Here is a 17,738-nt window from a genome sequence, read left to right on the forward strand (position 1 = left end):
CGCGTGCTCGCGGCAAACAACGATGAAGTGACCGGTCTGCGCGATCGACGCGCGTTCCTGCCGTTGCTCGGTCGCCAAGTCGTGCATGCGTCCGACAAGCGCACCGCGATGGCATTGCTCATCATCGACATCGACGGTTTCGCGCAGATCAATGGCGTGCACGGGTTTGCCACGGGCGACAGGCTGCTCAACCATCTCGCACGCCAGCTCGAATTCGTCACGCGTCCGCAGGACTACGCCGCGCGCATCGGCGACAACCGCTTCGCGCTGATCCTCACCGGCATGATGAATGCCGGGCACGTCGAACTCGCCGTGCAGAAGTTGTTCCGACTGCTCGCGCGGCCGATGCGCGAAGGGCAGGCGGAATTGCATGTGCCGGTGACCGTCGGCATCGCGATGGCGCCACGGCATGCAACGCATTCCGAGTTCCTGCTGCGTCGCGCCGAGGCCGCGTTGTCGCGTGCGCGACGTGCAGGGGTTCGCCACATGTTCGCGCCCGATACCGCTGGCGATGTCGACATCTCGGATCAGTGGGACCTCGAAGTGCAGCTCGGCGGCGCGATCGAGCGAGGCGAGCTTTCGCTCAATTTCCAACCGAAACTGATCGCTGGCTCGCTGGTGCCCGTCGGTGCCGAAGCGCTGATGCGCTGGAACAGCCGCACGCGCGGCATGGTGCCGCCGTCGGTGTTTATTCCCGTCGCCGAACGCATCGGGCACATCAAGAAGCTGACGGTGTGGGCGCTCAACACCGCACTGCGGCAGGCGTCGCAGTGGAAGTTCCCGTCGGGGCCGTCGTCGGTGTCGATCAACATTCCCGGCATGCTGGCCACTGAGCCGGATCTTCCGGAACTCATCGAAAACGCATTGCGCCTTTGGGGCGACGGCGTGCAGCTCGTCGTGGAGATCACCGAAAGCTCGCTGATGGATGCGCGCCTCGCGTTCCCGGTGCTCGAACGCATTCGTGCGCTCGGCGCGCGCATTTCGATCGACGACTTCGGCACCGGCTACTCGTGTCTGTCGTACTTCCGCAACATCCCGGCCGACGAGTTGAAGATCGATCGATCGTTCGTCACCGAACTCGCGACCGATCCATCGTGCGCCGACATCATCCGTTTCGTAGTCGACCTGGCGCATCGCTTCGGCCTGACCGTCGCGGCTGAAGGCGTGGAAGACGAGGCCACGCGTGACCACCTGACCGAACTCGGCTGCGACGTCCTGCAGGGCTATCTGTTCGCCAAGCCGATGCCGCCGGCGGACCTGGTGCGCTGGCTCGGCGAGCACCCGAAACAACCGGTTTCTCCCGCCGACTGACACGTTGCAGCCGTCCGTCGGCATGCGATTTCGCGCGTCGGCGGATGCCTATACTGCGTGCATTCTCGAGGGGGCACGCATGCCGAGCATGCAACGCGCGGACGGATCCGCAGCCTCGCGCCGCATCGGCGCGATGATCGTGATGTTCGTCGTCCTGGCTCTCGGCATCGGTGCGTGCAAGCGCGACACCGACGGCGAACTGCCGACGCCCGGCGGCGAGGCGATCCACGCCAAGCGCGTTGCAGCGGGCGAGTTCGGCATCGCCTCGGTCTACCCCGACAAGTCCGGCGACGAGCTGGCCATCGCGGTCGAGTTCAGTCGACCGCTCGCGCCGACGCAGGAGTTCGACCGCCTGATCGTCGTACGCGACGACAAGGGCGGCCGCATCGATGGCGGCTGGGTGCTGGACGAAGGCGCGAAGATCCTGCGCTTCCCGCACGTCGAGGCGAGCCGGCATTACGTCGTCATCGCGTACCCCGGCATGACGGCGGCGGACGGCAGCCGCATCGGCAACCAGATCGAACGCAAGGTCTACACCGGCCCGCTCGATCCGGTGGTCGGTTTCGCGTCGCAGGGCAGTGTGCTGCCGGCGCGGGAAAGCCGCGGCCTGCCAGTGGTGTCGATCAACGTGCCGGAAGTCGACGTCGAATTCCTGCGCGTGCGCGACGGCGAACTGCCGAAGTTCTTCGCCGAGTACCAGCGCGGCGGGCGTCGCGGCAGCTGGGATCTCGACAACGACGGCAAGGAGCACGCGGCGCTGTCGCGCATCGCCGACCCCGTGTACGTCAACCGGTTCGTGCTCGGCGGCAAGGCCAACGAGCGCGTGCTCACCTACCTGCCGATCCAGGACATCAAGGAGCTGCAGCAGCCCGGCCTCTACTTCGCAGTGATGAAGCGCGCCGGCGCGTTCAAGGACGACTTCGAGACCGCGTTCTTCACGGTCAGCGATCTCGGCCTGCATGTGCGTGCCTACAAGGATCGCCTGTTCGTGCACACCGCGTCGCTGCTCGACGGCTCGGGCACGGGCGGCGTCGATCTGCGCGTGCTCGATGCGTCCGGCAACCCGGTGTTCAAGGGCACGACGGATGGCAACGGCAACGCGCTGCTCGACTACAAGCTCGACGCCGCGCACGTGCTGATCGCACGCCACGGGAGCGACGTCACGATGCTGCCGTTCAGCCAGCCCGCGCTCGATCTTTCCGAGTTCGCCGTCGCGGGCCGCGAGCAGGCCTGGTTCGACGTTTTCGCCTGGGCCGGTCGCGACCTTTATCGCCCCGGCGAGACGGTGCACCTGTCGGCGCTGTTGCGTGACCACGACGGCAACCCGGTCGCGGTCGCTGCCGGAAAGACGGCGCAGCCCGTGTACGTGCGCTACGTGCAACCCGATGGCAAGACGCTTATCGAGTCGCGCCTGCAGCCCGACGCGCAGGGCTATGTACGCCAGGACCAGCTGATTCCCGAAGATGCGCCGACCGGTCGTTGGCGCATCGAGTTCCGTACCGACCCCGGAAGCAAGGAGGCGGTGCAGGGCATGGCGCTGCGCGTCGAGGAGTTCCTGCCGGAACGCCTGAAGCTCGACCTCAGCGCGCAGCCGGTGGTCGCGCCGGGTCAGCCGCTGAAGCTGCACGTGCAGAGCGACTACCTCTATGGCGCGCCGGCCGCGGGCAATCGTTTCACCGCGCGGCTCGCGATCGCCGTCGAGCAGCATCCGCTCGAACAATTGCCCGGCTACTTCTTCGGCGACGCCACGCTGCAGCTGCCGGACAAGGCCGAAGACGTCGTCGATACCACGCTCGATCCGAACGGGCGGTTCGACGTCGATGTTCCGTTGCCGAAGGAAGCGAAACCCGTCTCGCCGATCGCCTTGATGCTGAGCGGCAGCGTGTATGAAACCGGCGGCCGCACCGTCAATCGCAGCGTCAAGCGAGTGATGTGGCCGGCGGATGCGCTGGTCGGTGTGCGTCCGATGTTCGATCCCGAAGACGGCGCGAACGCGAATTCCAATGCGCGCTTCCAGCTCGTCCGCGTGGATGCGCAGGGCCGTCCGCGGCCAGCGACGGGAATGCGCGTCACGCTGGTGCGCGAACGTCGCGACTACCACTGGGATTACGACGAGGACAACGGCTGGGACTACGCGTTCACCCGTCGATTCGAGAACGTGCAGACGCGCAACGTCGATGTCGGCAACGACGCGGCGAGCGTCGATTTCCCGCTGGAGTGGGGCGACTACCGCATCGACGTCTACGACCCCCAGACCAAGCTGACGTCGCGATATCCATTCACCGCCGGCTGGAGCTGGAACGACGAGAACCGCGGCCTCGACGCGCGGCCCGACAAGGTCAAGCTCGCACTCGACAAAACCGGTTATCGCGCCGGCGACACGCTGAAGGTGACGGTGACGCCGCCGAATCCGGGTCGCGGCCTGCTCATCGTCGAGTCGGACCACATGCTGTACGTGCAGTCGGTGGACGTTAAAGCCGGTAGCACGTTCGAGATCCCGGTGACCAAGGACTGGGAGCGGCACGACGTCTATGTCACTGCGCTGGTTTTCCGTGGCGGCAGTGCGTCGAGCAAGGTGACGCCGGCGCGTGCGGTGGGTGTCGCGTTCGTGCCGGTGGATCGTCGCGATCGTCGAGTGGCTGTGGGCATCGCGGTGCCCGACAAGATGCGGCCCGAACGCGACCTGCCGGTCACCATCGCGGTGCCGCAGCTCGCGGGGCAGCGCGCGAACGTCGTGGTGTCGGCAGTCGATGTCGGCATCCTCAACATCACGCAGTTCCCGGTGCCGGACGCCGCCAAACATTTCTTCGCGCAGCGTCGCCTCGGTGTCGACGCATACGACATCTACGGGCGCGTGATCGAGAGTTTCGAGGGCGGTACCGCGCACCTGAAGTTCGGCGGCGACATGGCGTTGCCTGCATTGCCGCAGGCGCGACGTCCGACCGCGCATGTACAGACGGTGGATCTGTTCGCCGGACCCGTTGCACTCGACGCCAAGGGCATCGCGCATCTGCGCGTGCCGGTGCCGGACTTCAACGGTACGCTACGCGTGTCGGCCGTCGTGTATTCCGCCAACACGTACGGCAGCGTTGCGAAGGAAAGCATCATCCGCGCGCCGATCTTGGCCGAGCCGAGCATGCCGCGCGTGCTCGCGCCGAACGACACTAGCCGCGTCACGCTGGACGTGCAGAACTTCACCGGCCGCGCCGGCACGTTCCGCGTCAATGTCGATGCGACCGGGCCGCTTGCGATCGCCGACGGTGCACGCAACCTGACGCTCGCGCCCGAACAGAAGATCTCGCTGACCTTCCCGCTGACCGCGAAGGAAGGCTTTGGCGTCGGCCGCGTACATATCCGCATCGACGGCAATGCATCGCACGTCGATCGCGGCTTCGAGCTGCCAGTGCGTCCGGCGTGGCCACAGGTGGTGCGTACGCAGACGTCGACCGTCGAAGCGCCGGCCGCGTTTACGCTGCCGGCCAGCGTCGCCGACGGCCTGATCGCGGACGCTGTCGCGGCGCGCTTGAGCGTCAGCCCCGTGCCGCCGATCCCGTTCGCGGCTGCGCTGCAGGGCGCACTCGAATATCCCTATGGCTGCGTCGAACAAACCACCAGCAAGGGCTATGCGGGACTGATGCTCGACGATGCGACCGCACGCATGCTCGGCGTGCCCGGTCTCGATGCGAAGACGCGGCTCGCGCGCATGAACGGTGCGTTCGCGCGCCTGTCCGGCCTGCAGGTGTCGTCGGGCCACTTCTCCATGTGGGGCGATGACGACGACACGGTCAATCCGCTGATCACGCCGTACGTAGCAGAGTTCCTGCTCGACGCGCGCGACGCCGGCTTCGCGATTCCCGACAACGTGCTGCGGAAGGCGTTGAAGGCGATGAGCGACGACCTGCTGGGCGGCAGCAGCGGCTTCTACGGCTACGACAATCGCGAACACCTGCGGTTCGCCTACCAGGCGCACGCCGGCTACGTGCTCGCACGCGTGAACCGCGCGCCGCTAGGCACCTTGCGCGGGCTTTACGACAACGACCGCAAGCAGAGCATCACCGGCCTGCCGCTCGTGCATCTCGGCCTCGCGCTCGCGTTGCAGGGTGACCGCGCACGCGGCCTGCGCGCGATCCAGGACGGCTTCGATCGCGACCCCGATGCGCGTCCGTCGTACCTCGGCGATTACGGCAGCCGTGTTCGCGACGACGCATTGATGCTCGCCCTCACGCGCCGCCATGGGCTCGCGCCCAAAGCCTTCGACACGCGCCTGATGGCGCTGGTGCGCGAGATCGACGCGCGCCGCTCGCCGTACGGCATGTACTTCAGCACGCAGGAGCAGGTCGCGCTCGCGCGTCTCGGCAAGCAGTTGATGGTGGATACGTCGCGCCAGGTCGCCGGGACGTGGCGCGTCGGCGGCGTTGCGACGAATGCGACGGCCGCCAAGCTGCAGGCGCGGCTGTTCGACGTCACTGCGCTGCGCGGCGGTGTGTCGTTCGTACCGACGGGCACCGGCACGCTATACGGCACCATCGACGTCGCGGGAATTCCGCGCGATGCACCAGCATTCGACGACTCGCGCATCGGCATCGTCCGCCGCTGGTACAAGCCCGACGGCACGGCGTGGACCGGTGGTCGCTTGGAGGAAGGCGACGCGCTGATCGCGTCGGTGTCGATCACGCCACAGGACGACGTGCCCGACGCGCTGCTCACCGACCTGCTGCCCGCGGGGCTGGAGATCGAGAACTTCAATCTCGGCGACGAGAAGCAGTGGGCCGACGTCGCCATCGAAGGCATCGAAATTGCCGACCGCAAGGACGCCGCCGAAGTGCAGCACGAAGAGTTCCGCGACGATCGTTACGTCGCCGCGCTGAAGCTGTCGGCCGGCAGTACCTCACGCGTGTTCTACCTGGTGCGTGCGGTCACGCCCGGCACGTACACCGTGCCGCCGCCGCTGGTCGAGGATATGTACCGTCCGTGGATCCGCGGCGTCGGCAAGTCGGTGCCGGCGAAGATCGGCGTGGTCGAGCCGGGGCACTGAGGAGTGGCTGCCTGTGTCGCAGCGATGCGACGCAGGCGCGGCAGCAACGATGAAGCGGGTCGGGTGGCGAACAGGGTTGATGGGTAGTAGCCGGCGTGGCCGATTGCTTCGCGCAGCGCTGGCGATCGAATCGCTGCTCGTCGTCGCCATGCTTCTCGACCTCGCGTTCCCGCTGCCCTTGCCCGATGCACGCGACGGCGGCGCGGTAGTGCTCGCGCGCGACGGCACGCCGCTGCGCGCGTTCGCCGACAGTCGCGGCGTGTGGCGGTATCCCGTGCGTGCCGACGCGGTGTCGCCGCTCTACCTGCAGGCCCTGATCGGCTACGAGGACCGCTGGTTCTGGCGGCATCCCGGCGTCAATCCGTATGCGCTCGGGCGCGCCGGTCTGCAGATGCTGCGTTATCGGCACGTGGTGTCGGGTGGGTCGACACTGACCATGCAGGTCGCTCGCATCCTCGACCCGCATCCGCGCGACGTCGGCGGCAAGCTGCGGCAACTGTTCCGCGCCGCGCAGCTCGAAGTGCATGTCGGCAAGCGCGGCATCCTGCAGCTCTATCTCGATCACGCGCCGTTCGGTGGCGCGATCGAGGGCGTGGAAGCGGCAAGCTGGGCGTATCTCGGAAAGCCCTCGTCGCGGCTGTCGCACGCGGAAGCCGCGCTGCTTACCGTGCTGCCGCAGGCGCCGAGCCGGCTGCGTCCGGATCGACATCCCGAAGCCGCACGCACGGCACGCGACAAGGTGCTCGCACGCATGGCGTCCCTTGGTGTGTGGTCAACCGCGGACTCGCGGGATGCGCGTATCGAACCTGTCGTCGCGCGATCGCTGCAGGCGCCGCGTCTCGCACCGTTGCTTGCGCAGCGGTTGCGCAGTGCATCGCCGCGCCAGGCGCGCATCGCATCCACCATCGACCTCGACCTTCAGCGCGTCGTCGAAGATCGCCTCACCGCATATTTCTCGACGCTGCCGGAACGCACGTCCGCCGCGCTGCTCGTCGTCGACAACAAGACGATGGAAGCGCGCGCCTATGTCGGTTCCATCGATATAGGCGACGCCGCGCGGCTTGGCCACGTCGACATGGTGCGCGCATGGCGGTCCCCGGGTTCAACGCTGAAGCCGTTCCTGTACGGCATGGCGCTCGACGACGGGCTCATCCATTCCGAAAGCCTGCTAGTCGATGCGCCGCAGTCGTTCGGTGATTACAGGCCCGGCAATTTTGATTCCGCGTTCAACGGGCCGATTGGCGCGGCGGAAGCGTTGCGACTGTCGCTCAACGTGCCGGCCGTCGACCTGCTCGATCGGCTCGGTCCCGTGAAGTTCGACGCGCGGCTCGAACACGCGGGCTTGCGACTGAAGTGGCCCGACGGCGCGTCGCCCAACCTGTCGATGATCCTCGGCGGCACCGGTGCGAAGCTCGAGGATCTCGTCGGGGCGTATGCGTCGCTTGCGCGCGGCGGTGTCGCCGGGCGGGTGCGTTACACGCCGCGCGACGCCCACGTCGACCGGCGCGTCATGAGCGAAGGCGCGGCGTGGATCATTCGCGACATTCTCGAACGCACGCCGCGGCCCGGCAGCGTCGGCGATCTGTTCGATGCGCATGGCCGAACGCCGCTCGCGTGGAAGACCGGCACCAGCTACGGCTATCGCGATGCGTGGGCGCTGGGTGCGACGCCTGCGTACACGGTCGGCGTGTGGGTCGGCCGGCCCGACGGCACGCCGATGCCAGGCCAGTACGGCGCGGTCACCGCGTTGCCACTGCTGTTCGAGATCGTCGACAGCCTGCCGCATTCGCGCACCGCGCCTGTCACGCGAAAGCCAGCGTCGGTGTCGGAGGTCGACATCTGCTGGCCGCTCGGTATCGCGTTCGACGCGCAACCTGCTGCGCTGTGTCATCGACGCATGGCTGCATGGTCGCTCGACGGCACAGTGCCGCCAACGTTGCCCGAAAGGCAGGCGCGCGCGTGGAATGCCGGACGCGAAGACATCGACGTTGATGCGAGCTCGGGTCTACGGTTGTCAGCCGACTGTTCGAAGCCGCACGACCGTCGCGCGATTTCGCTCGCGCGTTGGCCGGTTCTGGCATCGCCCTGGATTACGCAGCGCGAGCGCGAGGCGTCATCGCTGCCCGCGCTCGCCCCCGACTGCATGGACGACGGCCGCGGCGCAGCGAACACGCTGCACATCGACGGCGTACGCGACCACGCCGGGCTTGCGTCCGGCGACGGCAAACCCGTGCGCGTTGACGTTCGCGCGTTGGGCACGGACGAAAACGTGCGCTGGTTGCTCGATGGCCATGTCGTCGCGCAAACGTCGGGCACGGCCACGACGTCGCTTGAGCTCGCGGAGCCTGGTGAGCATGAGCTGACGGCTCTGACCGAAGACGGCGCCTGGGCGCGGATCGCATTCCGCGTGCTCGGCCGCTGAGGCCGCGCACTACGCAGTGATCAACCGGCCGACATGATCTCGTCGGCAATGCGCCCAAGCGGCACTTCGCGTGAAGCGGCGCCGAGCTTTACCGCTTCGCGCGGCATTCCGTGCACCACGCACGTGGCCTCGTCCTGCGCAATCGTCGGTGCGCCGGCCTGATGCATTTCCAGAAGGCCGCGTGCGCCGTCATCGCCCATGCCGGTCATGATCACGCCGAGCGCGTTGCGACCGGCATGTCGCGCGACGGACCGGAACAGCACGTCCACCGATGGGCGGTGGCGGTTGACAGGCGGGCCATCGATCACGTCGACGAGGTAGTGCGCGCCGGAACGACGCAGTTGCATGTGGCGCCCGCCCGGCGCGATCAATGCGAGCCCCGGAAGCATGCGATCGCCATGACTCGCCTCGCGCACGTCGATGTCGCACAAGCCGTCGAGCCGTTGCGCGAGCGATGCGGTGAAGCGCTCCGGCATGTGCTGCACGATCGCGATGGCCGGGCATACGCGGGGCAGGGCGGTCAGGACGCGTTCGATGGCCTGCGTGCCACCAGTCGATGCGCCGATCGCCACGATGTGTTCGGTCGTCTTCGCCATCGCGCCGCTGCTTGTCGCAGCGGGCAAGCGTCCGCGTGACGCCAAGGCCGTCATCGCCGACATCGCGGCACGTGGCCGCGCACGTGACGCCCCGCGAACCGCCATGCACAGCTGGTCGCCCGAGTCGCTGAGGAAGTCCTTCAGGCCAATCGTCGGCTTGGTGATGATCTCGACTGCGCCCGCTGCGAGCGCCTGCAGGCTGGTCTGCGTGCCAGTCCCTGTGAGCGTCGAACAGATCACGACCGGCGTCGGCCGCTCGGCCATCAGCAGCCGCAGGAAGGTGAGCCCGTCCATGCGCGGCATTTCGATGTCGAGCACGATGACGTCGGGCCAGTTCGCGGCCATCTTCTGCTGCGCGAAGATCGGGTCGCTCGCGGTGCCGATCACCTCGATGTCGGGCTCGGCATCGAGGATGGCCTGCACGCCCTGCCGTGCGACCGCGGAGTCGTCGACCACGAAGACGCGAATGCGGCGGCCGGGCATGTCAGGCCCGCACGTAGACGGACGGCGACAGCGCACGCACGGCCAGGGTGACGTCGCCCAGCGTTTCCGAATGGCCGACGAGCAGATGTCCGCCGGGACGCAGATGCCGCAGCACGCGCTCGACGACGCGACGCTTGGTGGCGTTGTCGAAATAGATCATCACGTTGCGCAGGAAAATCACGTCGAACTCGCCGAGTTCGGGCAGCGACGACGTCAGGTTCGCGTGCTCGAAACGCACGCGCTCGCGCAGCCGACGATTCACCAGCAGCGTGCCGGCCTGGCTGCCCGTGCCCTTCAGGCAATAACGCTCCAGCATCGGACGAGGAATGCCGCTCGTGCGCTGCAACCGGTAATGGCCTGCACGCGCTGCCTGCACCATGCGTGCGGAGATATCCGTGCCTACGACTTCCCACGGACGCATGCCGAGCTTGCTGTCGAGCAGCATCGCGATCGAATACGCCTCTTCTCCGCTCGAACTCGCCGCGCTCCACACGCGCACGGTCCGCTCGGCCGGCAATTGCGCGACGCGCGTCGCGAGGAAGTCGAAATGCGCCGCCTCGCGGAAGAAGTAGGTTTCGTTCGTCGTCAGCAGGTCGATGGCGACCTGTCGCTCGGCCGCGTCGTCGAACACGCGCGAGAGGTATGCGGAGAACGTGGCGTCTCCCGCTTCGCGCAGGCGACGCGCCAGGCGGCTCGTCACCAGCGTCTTTTTCGCGGCGGTGAGATGGATGCCGGTGGCGTCCTGCAACCAATCACGTAGACGCGCGAATTCGGCGTCGGTGATCGACGGAGCACGCGCGGCGCTCCAGCCTGCATCCGTCGTCGTGCGTTCCATGACGGCCGACATCAGGCGGCCTGTGCGCTGACGGCTGCGACGCCGGCGAGCCCGGCCATGTCCTCGACCGACAGCACGCGCTGCACGTCGAGCAACATCACGAAGCCGCTACCGAGCAGCGCCATGCCGCTGATGAACTCGGTGCGGATGCGCGGGCCGAAGGCGGGCCGCGGCTCGATGCTCGACGACGCGATCTCGAGCACTTCCGACACCGCGTCGACCACCACGCCCACGTCCTGCCAGCCGCCGTCTGTCGCGATTTCGATGATCACGATGCAGGTGCGTCGGCCGAGCACCGTGGGCGCGCGCCCGAAGCGCACCGACAGGTCGATCACCGGCACGACCGCGCCGCGCAGGTTGATCACGCCGCGGATGAAGCCCGGCATCATCGGCACGGTGGTGAGGCCGCCGTACTCGATGATCTCCTTGATGCCGCGGATATCGATCGCGAACATCTCCTCGCCGAGTGCGAAGGTGAGGTACTGCAGGTCAATGCCCTCGTCGGGACGCGCGCCGAGGAACTCCTCGGCGTTTTCAGAAACGCTCATGCGCGGCCTCCTCAGAACTCGACGAATTCGGATTCGTCCATCGGACCCGCCACCCGCACGGTCTTGCGCGGAGCGGGCTTCGCTGCGGCGGGGCGCGTCGCCTGGCGTGCGATGCGTCGGCCTTCGGCGTGCGCCTGCAGAGTGAAGAACGACATCGCCTGCTGCAGCTGTTCGGCCTGGGCGCTCATCTCCTCGGCAGTCGCCGCGAGCTCCTCGCTCGACGCCGCGTTCTGCTGCGTCACCTGGCTCAGCTGGCCCATCGCGCCATTGATTTGGCCGACGCCGGCCGTCTGTTCCTGCGATGCGGCGGTGATTTCCTGCACCAAGTCGGAGGTCTTCAGGATGGACGGCAGCATCAGGTCGAGCAGGTCGCCCGCACGTTCCGCGAGATCAACGCTCGACGCAGACAGCTCGCCGATTTCCTGCGACGCTACCTGCGAGCGTTCCGCAAGCTTGCGGACTTCCGCTGCGACCACCGCGAAACCCTTGCCGTGCTCGCCGGCACGCGCGGCTTCGATCGCCGCGTTCAGCGCGAGCAGGTTCGTCTGGTAGGCGATGTCGTCGATGATCGCGATCTTCTTCGCGATCTGCTTCATCGCATCGACGGTGTTGCGCACGGCCTGGCTGCCTTCGGTGGCTTCCTTCGCCGCCTTGCCGGCCATGCCGTCGGTGACCTTGGCGTTGTCGGTGTTCTGCGAGATCGACGCCGACATCTGCTCCACCGACGCGCTCGTCTCTTCGACGCTGGACGCCTGCTCGCTGGTCGACTGGCTGATTGACTGTGCGGTCGACGCGACCTGCTCGGCGGCGCTCGACAGGTTGTCCGCGGAACCGCGCACTTCTCCGATGATCTGCCCGAGGCGTTCGACCATCGTCTTCATCGCGGTCAGCATCTGGCCGCTCTCGTCCGTCGAGTCGACCGTGATCTTCGCGGTGAGGTCGCCTTCCGACAGCTGCTGCGCAGCCTGCGCGGCCTGCAGGATGGGGCGCGAGATCATCCGTGCGATCAGTGCGGCAAGTGCGACGCCGAGTAGCAGCACGGCGATCAGGCTTGCGATGACGGCCGTACGTGCTTGTTCGTACTGATGCTGCCCAGCGGCCGCGGCGTTGGTCGCGCCCCGATTATTCAGGTCGTCGTCCTTCTGCAGCGTCTCGCTCATGCGCGTGTAGAGCTGCTTGGACGGTCCGCTCAGAAGCTCGCGTGCATCCTCCTGCTTGCCTGCGCGCGACAGCGCCAGAACCTTCGTGCGCAACTCCACGTAACTGGCCCAGTCGCCTTCAAACTGTGTGTAGAGCGCCTTCTCTTCAGGGCTCGAGATCACCTTTTCATAGTTGGCACGGGAGGTAGCGAGTTCCTTGCCGTAGTCGGCGATCGCACCTTCGACTGCGGTCATGTCCTGGTCGCTCGTCGCCAGGACGTGTTTGAACTCCTGGATACGCAGGTTCGCCACGTTCTGCTGCACGTCGGCGAGCGTGCGGACGCTCGGCAACCAGCTGTCGCGGATTTCAACGGAGACGCCGTTCACCTCCGCGAGCCGGCTGATGGCGAATACGCCCAGCCCGCCAGTCAGTGCGATGAGCAGGCCGAACGAAGCGAACAGCTTCGTGGCGATCTTGAGATTGCGGAACCACTGCATGGGTCGATCCTCAGGACAGTAACGGTGCGGTCGGCGCGACAGGTGTCCCGTGCTGTCGTCCGGCAAGTGAGTCGATCTCGCCGGCAACGGCGGCATCGACCAGTTCGGGAAGGTCCAGGATCAGTGCGACGTCACCGCCGCCGAGGATCGTGGACCCGCTGATGCCCCGCAGGCCTGCGAACAGCGGGCCCAGCGGTTTGATAACGGTCTGGAACTCGCCGAGCAGCGCATCGACGACGATGCCCGCGCGCCGGCCGCCGCAGTCGACGACGACGACGTTCTCGCGGCGGGTGCGCGATGCACCGCTGATGCCCAGCTGCTCGCGCAGGCGAAGCAACGGAAGCGCATGGCCGCGCAGGTCGAGGTAACCGCGATGCGGTGCGAGGCCCGCCGGCATTTCCACGCATTCGATGACGCGGTCCAGCGGCATCACGTACGCCGCGTCGCCGACGCCGACGAGGAAGCCTTCGATGATGGCGAGCGTGAGCGGCAGGCGGATGCGCACAGTCGTGCCTTCGCCCTGCGCGCTGTGCAGCTGGATGTCACCGCGCAGCGCGGCGATGTTGCGGCGGACCACGTCCATGCCGACGCCGCGGCCGGAGAGGTTGGTCACGGTCTCTGCGGTCGAGAAGCCCGGCTCGAACACCAGCTGCAGAATGTCGTGGTCCGACAGCGTCGTGCCGTCTGCGACCAGACCGCGCTCCCGTGCCTTCGCGAGGATGCGTGAGCGGTCCATGCCTGCGCCGTCGTCGGCGATCTCGATGACAACTTGCCCGGATTCATGCGCGGCCGTAAGGCGGATGGTGCCGGTGCCGGGCTTGCCGGCGGCAAGGCGCGCGTCACGCGATTCGAGGCCGTGGTCGGCGGCGTTGCGCACGAGATGCACGAGCGGATCGGCGAGCTTCTCGACGACCGACTTGTCGAGCTCGGTGTCCTCGCCCTCGATGCAGAGTTCGATCTCCTTGCCGAGCTCGCGGCCGATGTCGCGCACCACGCGGTGGAAGCGCGAGAACGTTTCGCCGATCGGCACCATGCGCAGTCGCAACGCGCGCTCGCGGATGTCCTCCATCAGGCGCGACACCAGCGACTGCGATTCGCGCAGCGCGGTGTCGCCGCTTCGTTCGGCGAGCATGGCGGCGCCGGCTCCTGCGATGACGAGCTCACCCACGCGGTTGATCAGTTCGTCCAGCTGGTCCGCACGGACACGCAGGAACGTGGAGTCCGCGCATGCGGGTGCCGTGCGCGACGGCGCGGGCGAGCGGCTACCTGTCTGATGTTCCAGCGCCGCCTGCACTACGACCGGCGCAACCACCTTGTGTTCGACGAGCAGGGTGCCCAGCGCCGGCTGCAAGCCTTCGCGCATCCCACGCTCGCGCTGTTCGGCGAGGCCGGCCTCAAGTTCTGCGCGCGTCAACGTGCCCGCGTCGACCAGGATGTCGCCGAGTCGCGCGTCCGATTCCGGCAGGTCACGGATCAGGTCGAGGAAGTCCGTGACGTGCGACTGCGGCGGTAGGATGCGCAGCTGGCTGCAGTCGGCGACAAAGTCGAATACGTCGGCGATGCGCGCCTTGTCGAGATCCCCGCGCAGGTCGATTTCGAAGCCGAGATGGCAGTCTTCCGGGTTGAACCCGTCGGCCGCGGGCAGCGCATCCACCGTGGTCAGCGCGACCACTTCGCCGAGCGACTCGAGGTCGCGGACGAACGACAACGGATTGATGCCGTAACGGAAGATGTCGACGCCGAAGCGGACGGAGACATGCCAGCAATCGTCGGAGCGCAGCGCGTCGTCGTGCTGCGGGTCGGCAGCGGGCTGCCGAGCTATCGTCGTCGGGTACGCGTGGGCCGGTTCGTCGTGCTGCGCCAGCACGCGACGCAGCGCCGAGTCGCGCACCATCATCTGCTCGTCGGGCTGTTCGCGACGTGCAACAAGCACGTCCACGAGGTCGGCGATGTGGTCGCAGCTCTCCTGCAGCGCGGACACCAGCCCGGCATCAGGCTGGAGTCGCCCGCTGCGCACGCGGTCGAGCAGGGATTCGACGACATGCGTGAACCCCACCAGCGGCGCAAGCCCGAACATGCCGCCGGAGCCTTTGATCGAGTGCGCGGCGCGGAACAGCCGGCTGACCAGCTCTTCGCTGTGGTCGCCGGCCTTCATCAGGCGCAACCCCGCATCGAGGTCGCGCACAAGGTCACCCGCTTCCGCGAGGAACGTCTGCAACATGCGTTCGCGCATCCCGTTCATGCGGCCCTCCGGATCGCGGCGGGCAGGGCGTCGTTATGACGTTGCTGGCGAATTGGACGCAGGTCGACGTGCAGGCGTGCGAGCGCGAGCACGGATGCCACGGCTCGGCTGGGCTCGATGCGCTCGAACGCGAGCGCGCGTCGATCCGCCTCGCGTCGCAACATGAGCAGCAGCTGCAGGCCGGCGCCGTCGATATGGGTGACGTGCGTCAGGTCGAGCGTCGCGTCACCGCATTCGAGCCAGGCCAGCAGCTCGTTGCGTGCGGACATCGCGTTCGCGATCGTCAGCTCGTCCAGCGAAATCGCTGGCGGGCTGTTCGGCGCGAGGCTGTCGTGGGCTGAACTGGTCGACGACATGTCGTTCGCCTCGAAAGGAATCATGCGCGGCACGCGATGCCTCCACGCGGGAGAAGCAGCGCTGCGTCGTGCGATGTGCGTGCGCCGTGCAGGAGATCGGCCATCGCGTCGGGCGCGATCGGGCGGCAATACAGGTAACCCTGCGCGCGATCGCACTGCAGCGACGCGAGGCAGGCGTGCGCGACCTCGTCCTCGATGCCCTCCGCGACGGTCTTCATGCCGAGGGTCTGCGCCATCGAGATGATTGCGCCGACGACGGCCGCGTGCTGCTCGCTCGCCCCGAGGTCGGTGATAAAGCTGCGATCGATCTTGAGCGTGGTGACCGGCAGGCGCCGAAGCGCCGCGAGCGATGAATAGCCGACGCCGAAGTCGTCGATCGCGAGGCCGACGCCGGACTCACGCAGCTCGAGTAGCAGGTCGTCCATCGCGTGATCGGCTCGCGGCAGTGCGGATTCGGTGAGCTCGAGTTCGAGCGCGGTGGCTTCGATTCCGTGACGACAGAGCGTCGCTGCGACCAGCGCGGGAAACTCGCGCGTCAGCTGCATTGCAGAAACGTTGACGGCGATGGTCGGCGGATCGAGCCCATCGGCGCGCCACGACGCCATCTGCGCGATCGCCATGTCGAGTACGCTCGCGCCGAGATCGACGATCAGCCCGGTCTCCTCCGCGAGCGGAATGAACATGTCGGGCGGCAGCAGGCCGCGCTTTGGATGGTTCCAACGCACCAGCGCTTCCATGCCGATCACGCGCCGCGTCGCGATGTCGATCTGCGGCTGGTAGGCCAGTACGAGTTCGCCGGCGGGAATGCCGGCACGAAGGTCGGCTTCGAGAATCACGCGATCGACGGCGCGGACGCTCATCCAGCTCGCGTACTGCTGACACATGTTGCCGCCGAGGCGCTTAGCCTTCTGCATGGCGAGTTCCGCATGTGCCGTGATTACGGGTGCGGTGATCGACTCCCCGGAACCGGACGCCATGCCCACGCTGCAGTGCATGCGAACGGGCCGGCCGTTCACGACCATCGGCGTACCCACGGCTTCGGCGAGCGACTCGCCGATTCGCGTCAGCGCGTCGACGCCGTCCACGTTGCGCAGCAGCACCGCGAACTGATCGCTGTCCAAGCGCGCGACGAACGCGTCCGACGGCGCTGCGCGTCGAAGTTCGCGGGCGATCTGCACGAGTGCGATATCGCCGCCGTCCCGGCCGAACGTGTGGTTGAGGCGCGTCATGCGATCGATGCCGATCGACAGCACTGCTGCCTCGCTACCGCGGGTCGCTGCATCTCCGAGGGCAGCAGCGGTCTGCTCGAGAAAGGCGTTGCGGCAAGGAAGCCCGGTGAGAGCGTCAGCATCGGCCGGCGCGTGTTCATGCGTGGGACGCGGCGTCGGCTCGGCGCGCATCTCGTCGATATGCGCCGAAGCGCGGCGGGCGAGGGCGAGAAGAGCGTCGCGTTGTGCGTCCGATAGCGCGCGCGGCTCTGCCGCCAGCACGCACAGCGCGCCGACGATGCGTCCATCGGACAACGTGATCGGCGCGCCGGCATAGAAGCGGATGCCGAATGGCGCGTGCGCGATCGGGTTCAGCGCGAAGCGCTCGTCTGCCAGAACGTCGGGGATCTCGAGCAGGCCTTGCGCACCGGCGACGTGCGCGCACAACGAGATGTGTCGCGACGTAGACGTCAGCGGGGTGCCCAACGTCGACACGAACCACTGGCGGTTCGCGCCGAGCAGCGTCACGCCTGCGGTCGGGCATCCGGTCAGCTCCGCGGTCATCGCCACGATCTCGTCGAGCTTGCTCTGCGACGCTGCGGTGTTCGCGAACGCCTCGATCCGCACCGGCTCGGCGTCGCACACGGCGCCGGTGCTTCGCTCGAGATGCTGCACGAGCAGATTGAGGTCGCTGCACTTGTCGAAGAAGGCATCGGCGCCTTCCTGCAGGCAGCGGATGCGCATCGCATCTTCGGACTGGTTGCTGACCACGAACACGCGTGACGTCGAGCCGGCGTCGCGGATCGTGCGCAGAACCTCGAGCCCGCTGCCGGGGCTCAGCGAAAGGTCGAGCAGCACGACGTCCGGCGCTTGCGACAGGATCATCGCGATCGCATCGGTCTGCGACACCGCACGCCCGACCACGTCCACCGACACGCAGTCGGCGAGCACTTCGAGCAGTGCCGCGTAAACCAGGTCGGAGTCTTCAACTATGACGACACGCATGCATCACCGCCTTCGAGGGCCTGTGAGCATGCTGGGCGTGACGGCAGGTGATTCGAAGCG

General features: G+C 67.3%; 10 protein-coding genes. 3 read left to right on the forward strand and 7 right to left on the reverse strand.

The genetic code is table 11. From position 1 onward, the window contains the following. The first annotated feature begins 3 nt into the window (after positions 1-3). The 3 genes from ACVWZN_RS04120 (at position 4) to pbpC (ending at position 8,768) form a co-directional block, all read left to right on the forward strand. Positions 4-1,311 (forward strand): putative bifunctional diguanylate cyclase/phosphodiesterase, encoded by a 1,308-nt coding sequence (locus ACVWZN_RS04120; RefSeq protein WP_456952724.1) that lies wholly within the window; start codon positions 4-6, stop codon positions 1,309-1,311. Positions 1,312-1,399: 88 nt separating this feature from the next. Next, positions 1,400-6,346: an alpha-2-macroglobulin family protein gene (locus tag ACVWZN_RS04125; protein WP_456954709.1), complete on the forward strand. Its 4,947-nt coding sequence runs from the start codon at positions 1,400-1,402 to the stop codon at positions 6,344-6,346. Between the two features lie 79 nt (positions 6,347-6,425). Then, positions 6,426-8,768, forward strand: a complete 2,343-nt coding sequence (gene pbpC, locus ACVWZN_RS04130; RefSeq protein ID WP_456952725.1) for a penicillin-binding protein 1C — start codon at positions 6,426-6,428, stop codon at positions 8,766-8,768. Positions 8,769-8,788: 20 nt separating this feature from the next. Here pbpC and ACVWZN_RS04135 read toward each other — a convergent pair whose 3' ends face one another. The 7 genes from ACVWZN_RS04135 to ACVWZN_RS04165 are packed head-to-tail and all read right to left on the reverse strand — an operon-like array spanning position 8,789 to position 17,678. Continuing rightward, positions 8,789-9,847 (reverse strand): protein-glutamate methylesterase/protein-glutamine glutaminase, encoded by a 1,059-nt coding sequence (locus ACVWZN_RS04135; RefSeq protein ID WP_456952726.1) that lies wholly within the window; start codon positions 9,845-9,847, stop codon positions 8,789-8,791. Position 9,848: 1 nt separating this feature from the next. Beyond that, entirely contained in the window at positions 9,849-10,694 is an 846-nt protein-coding gene (locus tag ACVWZN_RS04140) for a CheR family methyltransferase (protein WP_456952727.1), read from the reverse strand. Beyond that, positions 10,694-11,230, reverse strand: coding sequence for a chemotaxis protein CheW (locus ACVWZN_RS04145; protein WP_456952728.1), 537 nt, complete (start codon positions 11,228-11,230; stop codon positions 10,694-10,696). The genes ACVWZN_RS04140 and ACVWZN_RS04145 overlap by 1 nt, the downstream gene beginning before the upstream one ends. An 11-nt stretch (positions 11,231-11,241) precedes the next feature. Continuing rightward, complete coding sequence (locus ACVWZN_RS04150) at positions 11,242-12,867, reverse strand: methyl-accepting chemotaxis protein (protein ID WP_456952729.1); 1,626 nt, start codon at positions 12,865-12,867, stop codon at positions 11,242-11,244. 10 nt (positions 12,868-12,877) lie between these two features. Further along, positions 12,878-15,109 (reverse strand): chemotaxis protein CheA, encoded by a 2,232-nt coding sequence (locus ACVWZN_RS04155; protein WP_456952730.1) that lies wholly within the window; start codon positions 15,107-15,109, stop codon positions 12,878-12,880. After that, positions 15,106-15,489, reverse strand: coding sequence for an STAS domain-containing protein (locus ACVWZN_RS04160; protein ID WP_456952731.1), 384 nt, complete (start codon positions 15,487-15,489; stop codon positions 15,106-15,108). The genes ACVWZN_RS04155 and ACVWZN_RS04160 overlap by 4 nt, the downstream gene beginning before the upstream one ends. Next, positions 15,486-17,678 (reverse strand): putative bifunctional diguanylate cyclase/phosphodiesterase, encoded by a 2,193-nt coding sequence (locus ACVWZN_RS04165; RefSeq protein WP_456952732.1) that lies wholly within the window; start codon positions 17,676-17,678, stop codon positions 15,486-15,488. Before ACVWZN_RS04165 ends, ACVWZN_RS04160 begins: the two co-directional genes overlap by 4 nt. Positions 17,679-17,738: the final 60 nt, after the last annotated feature.

The organism is Lysobacter sp. HA35 (assembly GCF_054061195.1).

Bases quoted from the DNA above. Each gene is read 5' to 3' on its own strand.
- pbpC (WP_456952725.1), top strand. From the start codon at position 6,426: ATGGGTAGTAGCCGGCGTGGCCGATTGCTTCGCGCAGCGCTGGCGATC.
- ACVWZN_RS04150 (WP_456952729.1), bottom strand. From the start codon at position 12,867: ATGCAGTGGTTCCGCAATCTCAAGATCGCCACGAAGCTGTTCGCTTCG.
- ACVWZN_RS04140 (WP_456952727.1), bottom strand. From the start codon at position 10,694: ATGTCGGCCGTCATGGAACGCACGACGACGGATGCAGGCTGGAGCGCC.
- ACVWZN_RS04125 (WP_456954709.1), top strand. From the start codon at position 1,400: ATGCAACGCGCGGACGGATCCGCAGCCTCGCGCCGCATCGGCGCGATG.
- ACVWZN_RS04145 (WP_456952728.1), bottom strand. From the start codon at position 11,230: ATGAGCGTTTCTGAAAACGCCGAGGAGTTCCTCGGCGCGCGTCCCGAC.
- ACVWZN_RS04165 (WP_456952732.1), bottom strand. From the start codon at position 17,678: ATGCGTGTCGTCATAGTTGAAGACTCCGACCTGGTTTACGCGGCACTG.
- ACVWZN_RS04155 (WP_456952730.1), bottom strand. From the start codon at position 15,109: ATGAACGGGATGCGCGAACGCATGTTGCAGACGTTCCTCGCGGAAGCG.
- ACVWZN_RS04160 (WP_456952731.1), bottom strand. From the start codon at position 15,489: ATGATTCCTTTCGAGGCGAACGACATGTCGTCGACCAGTTCAGCCCAC.
- ACVWZN_RS04135 (WP_456952726.1), bottom strand. From the start codon at position 9,847: ATGCCCGGCCGCCGCATTCGCGTCTTCGTGGTCGACGACTCCGCGGTC.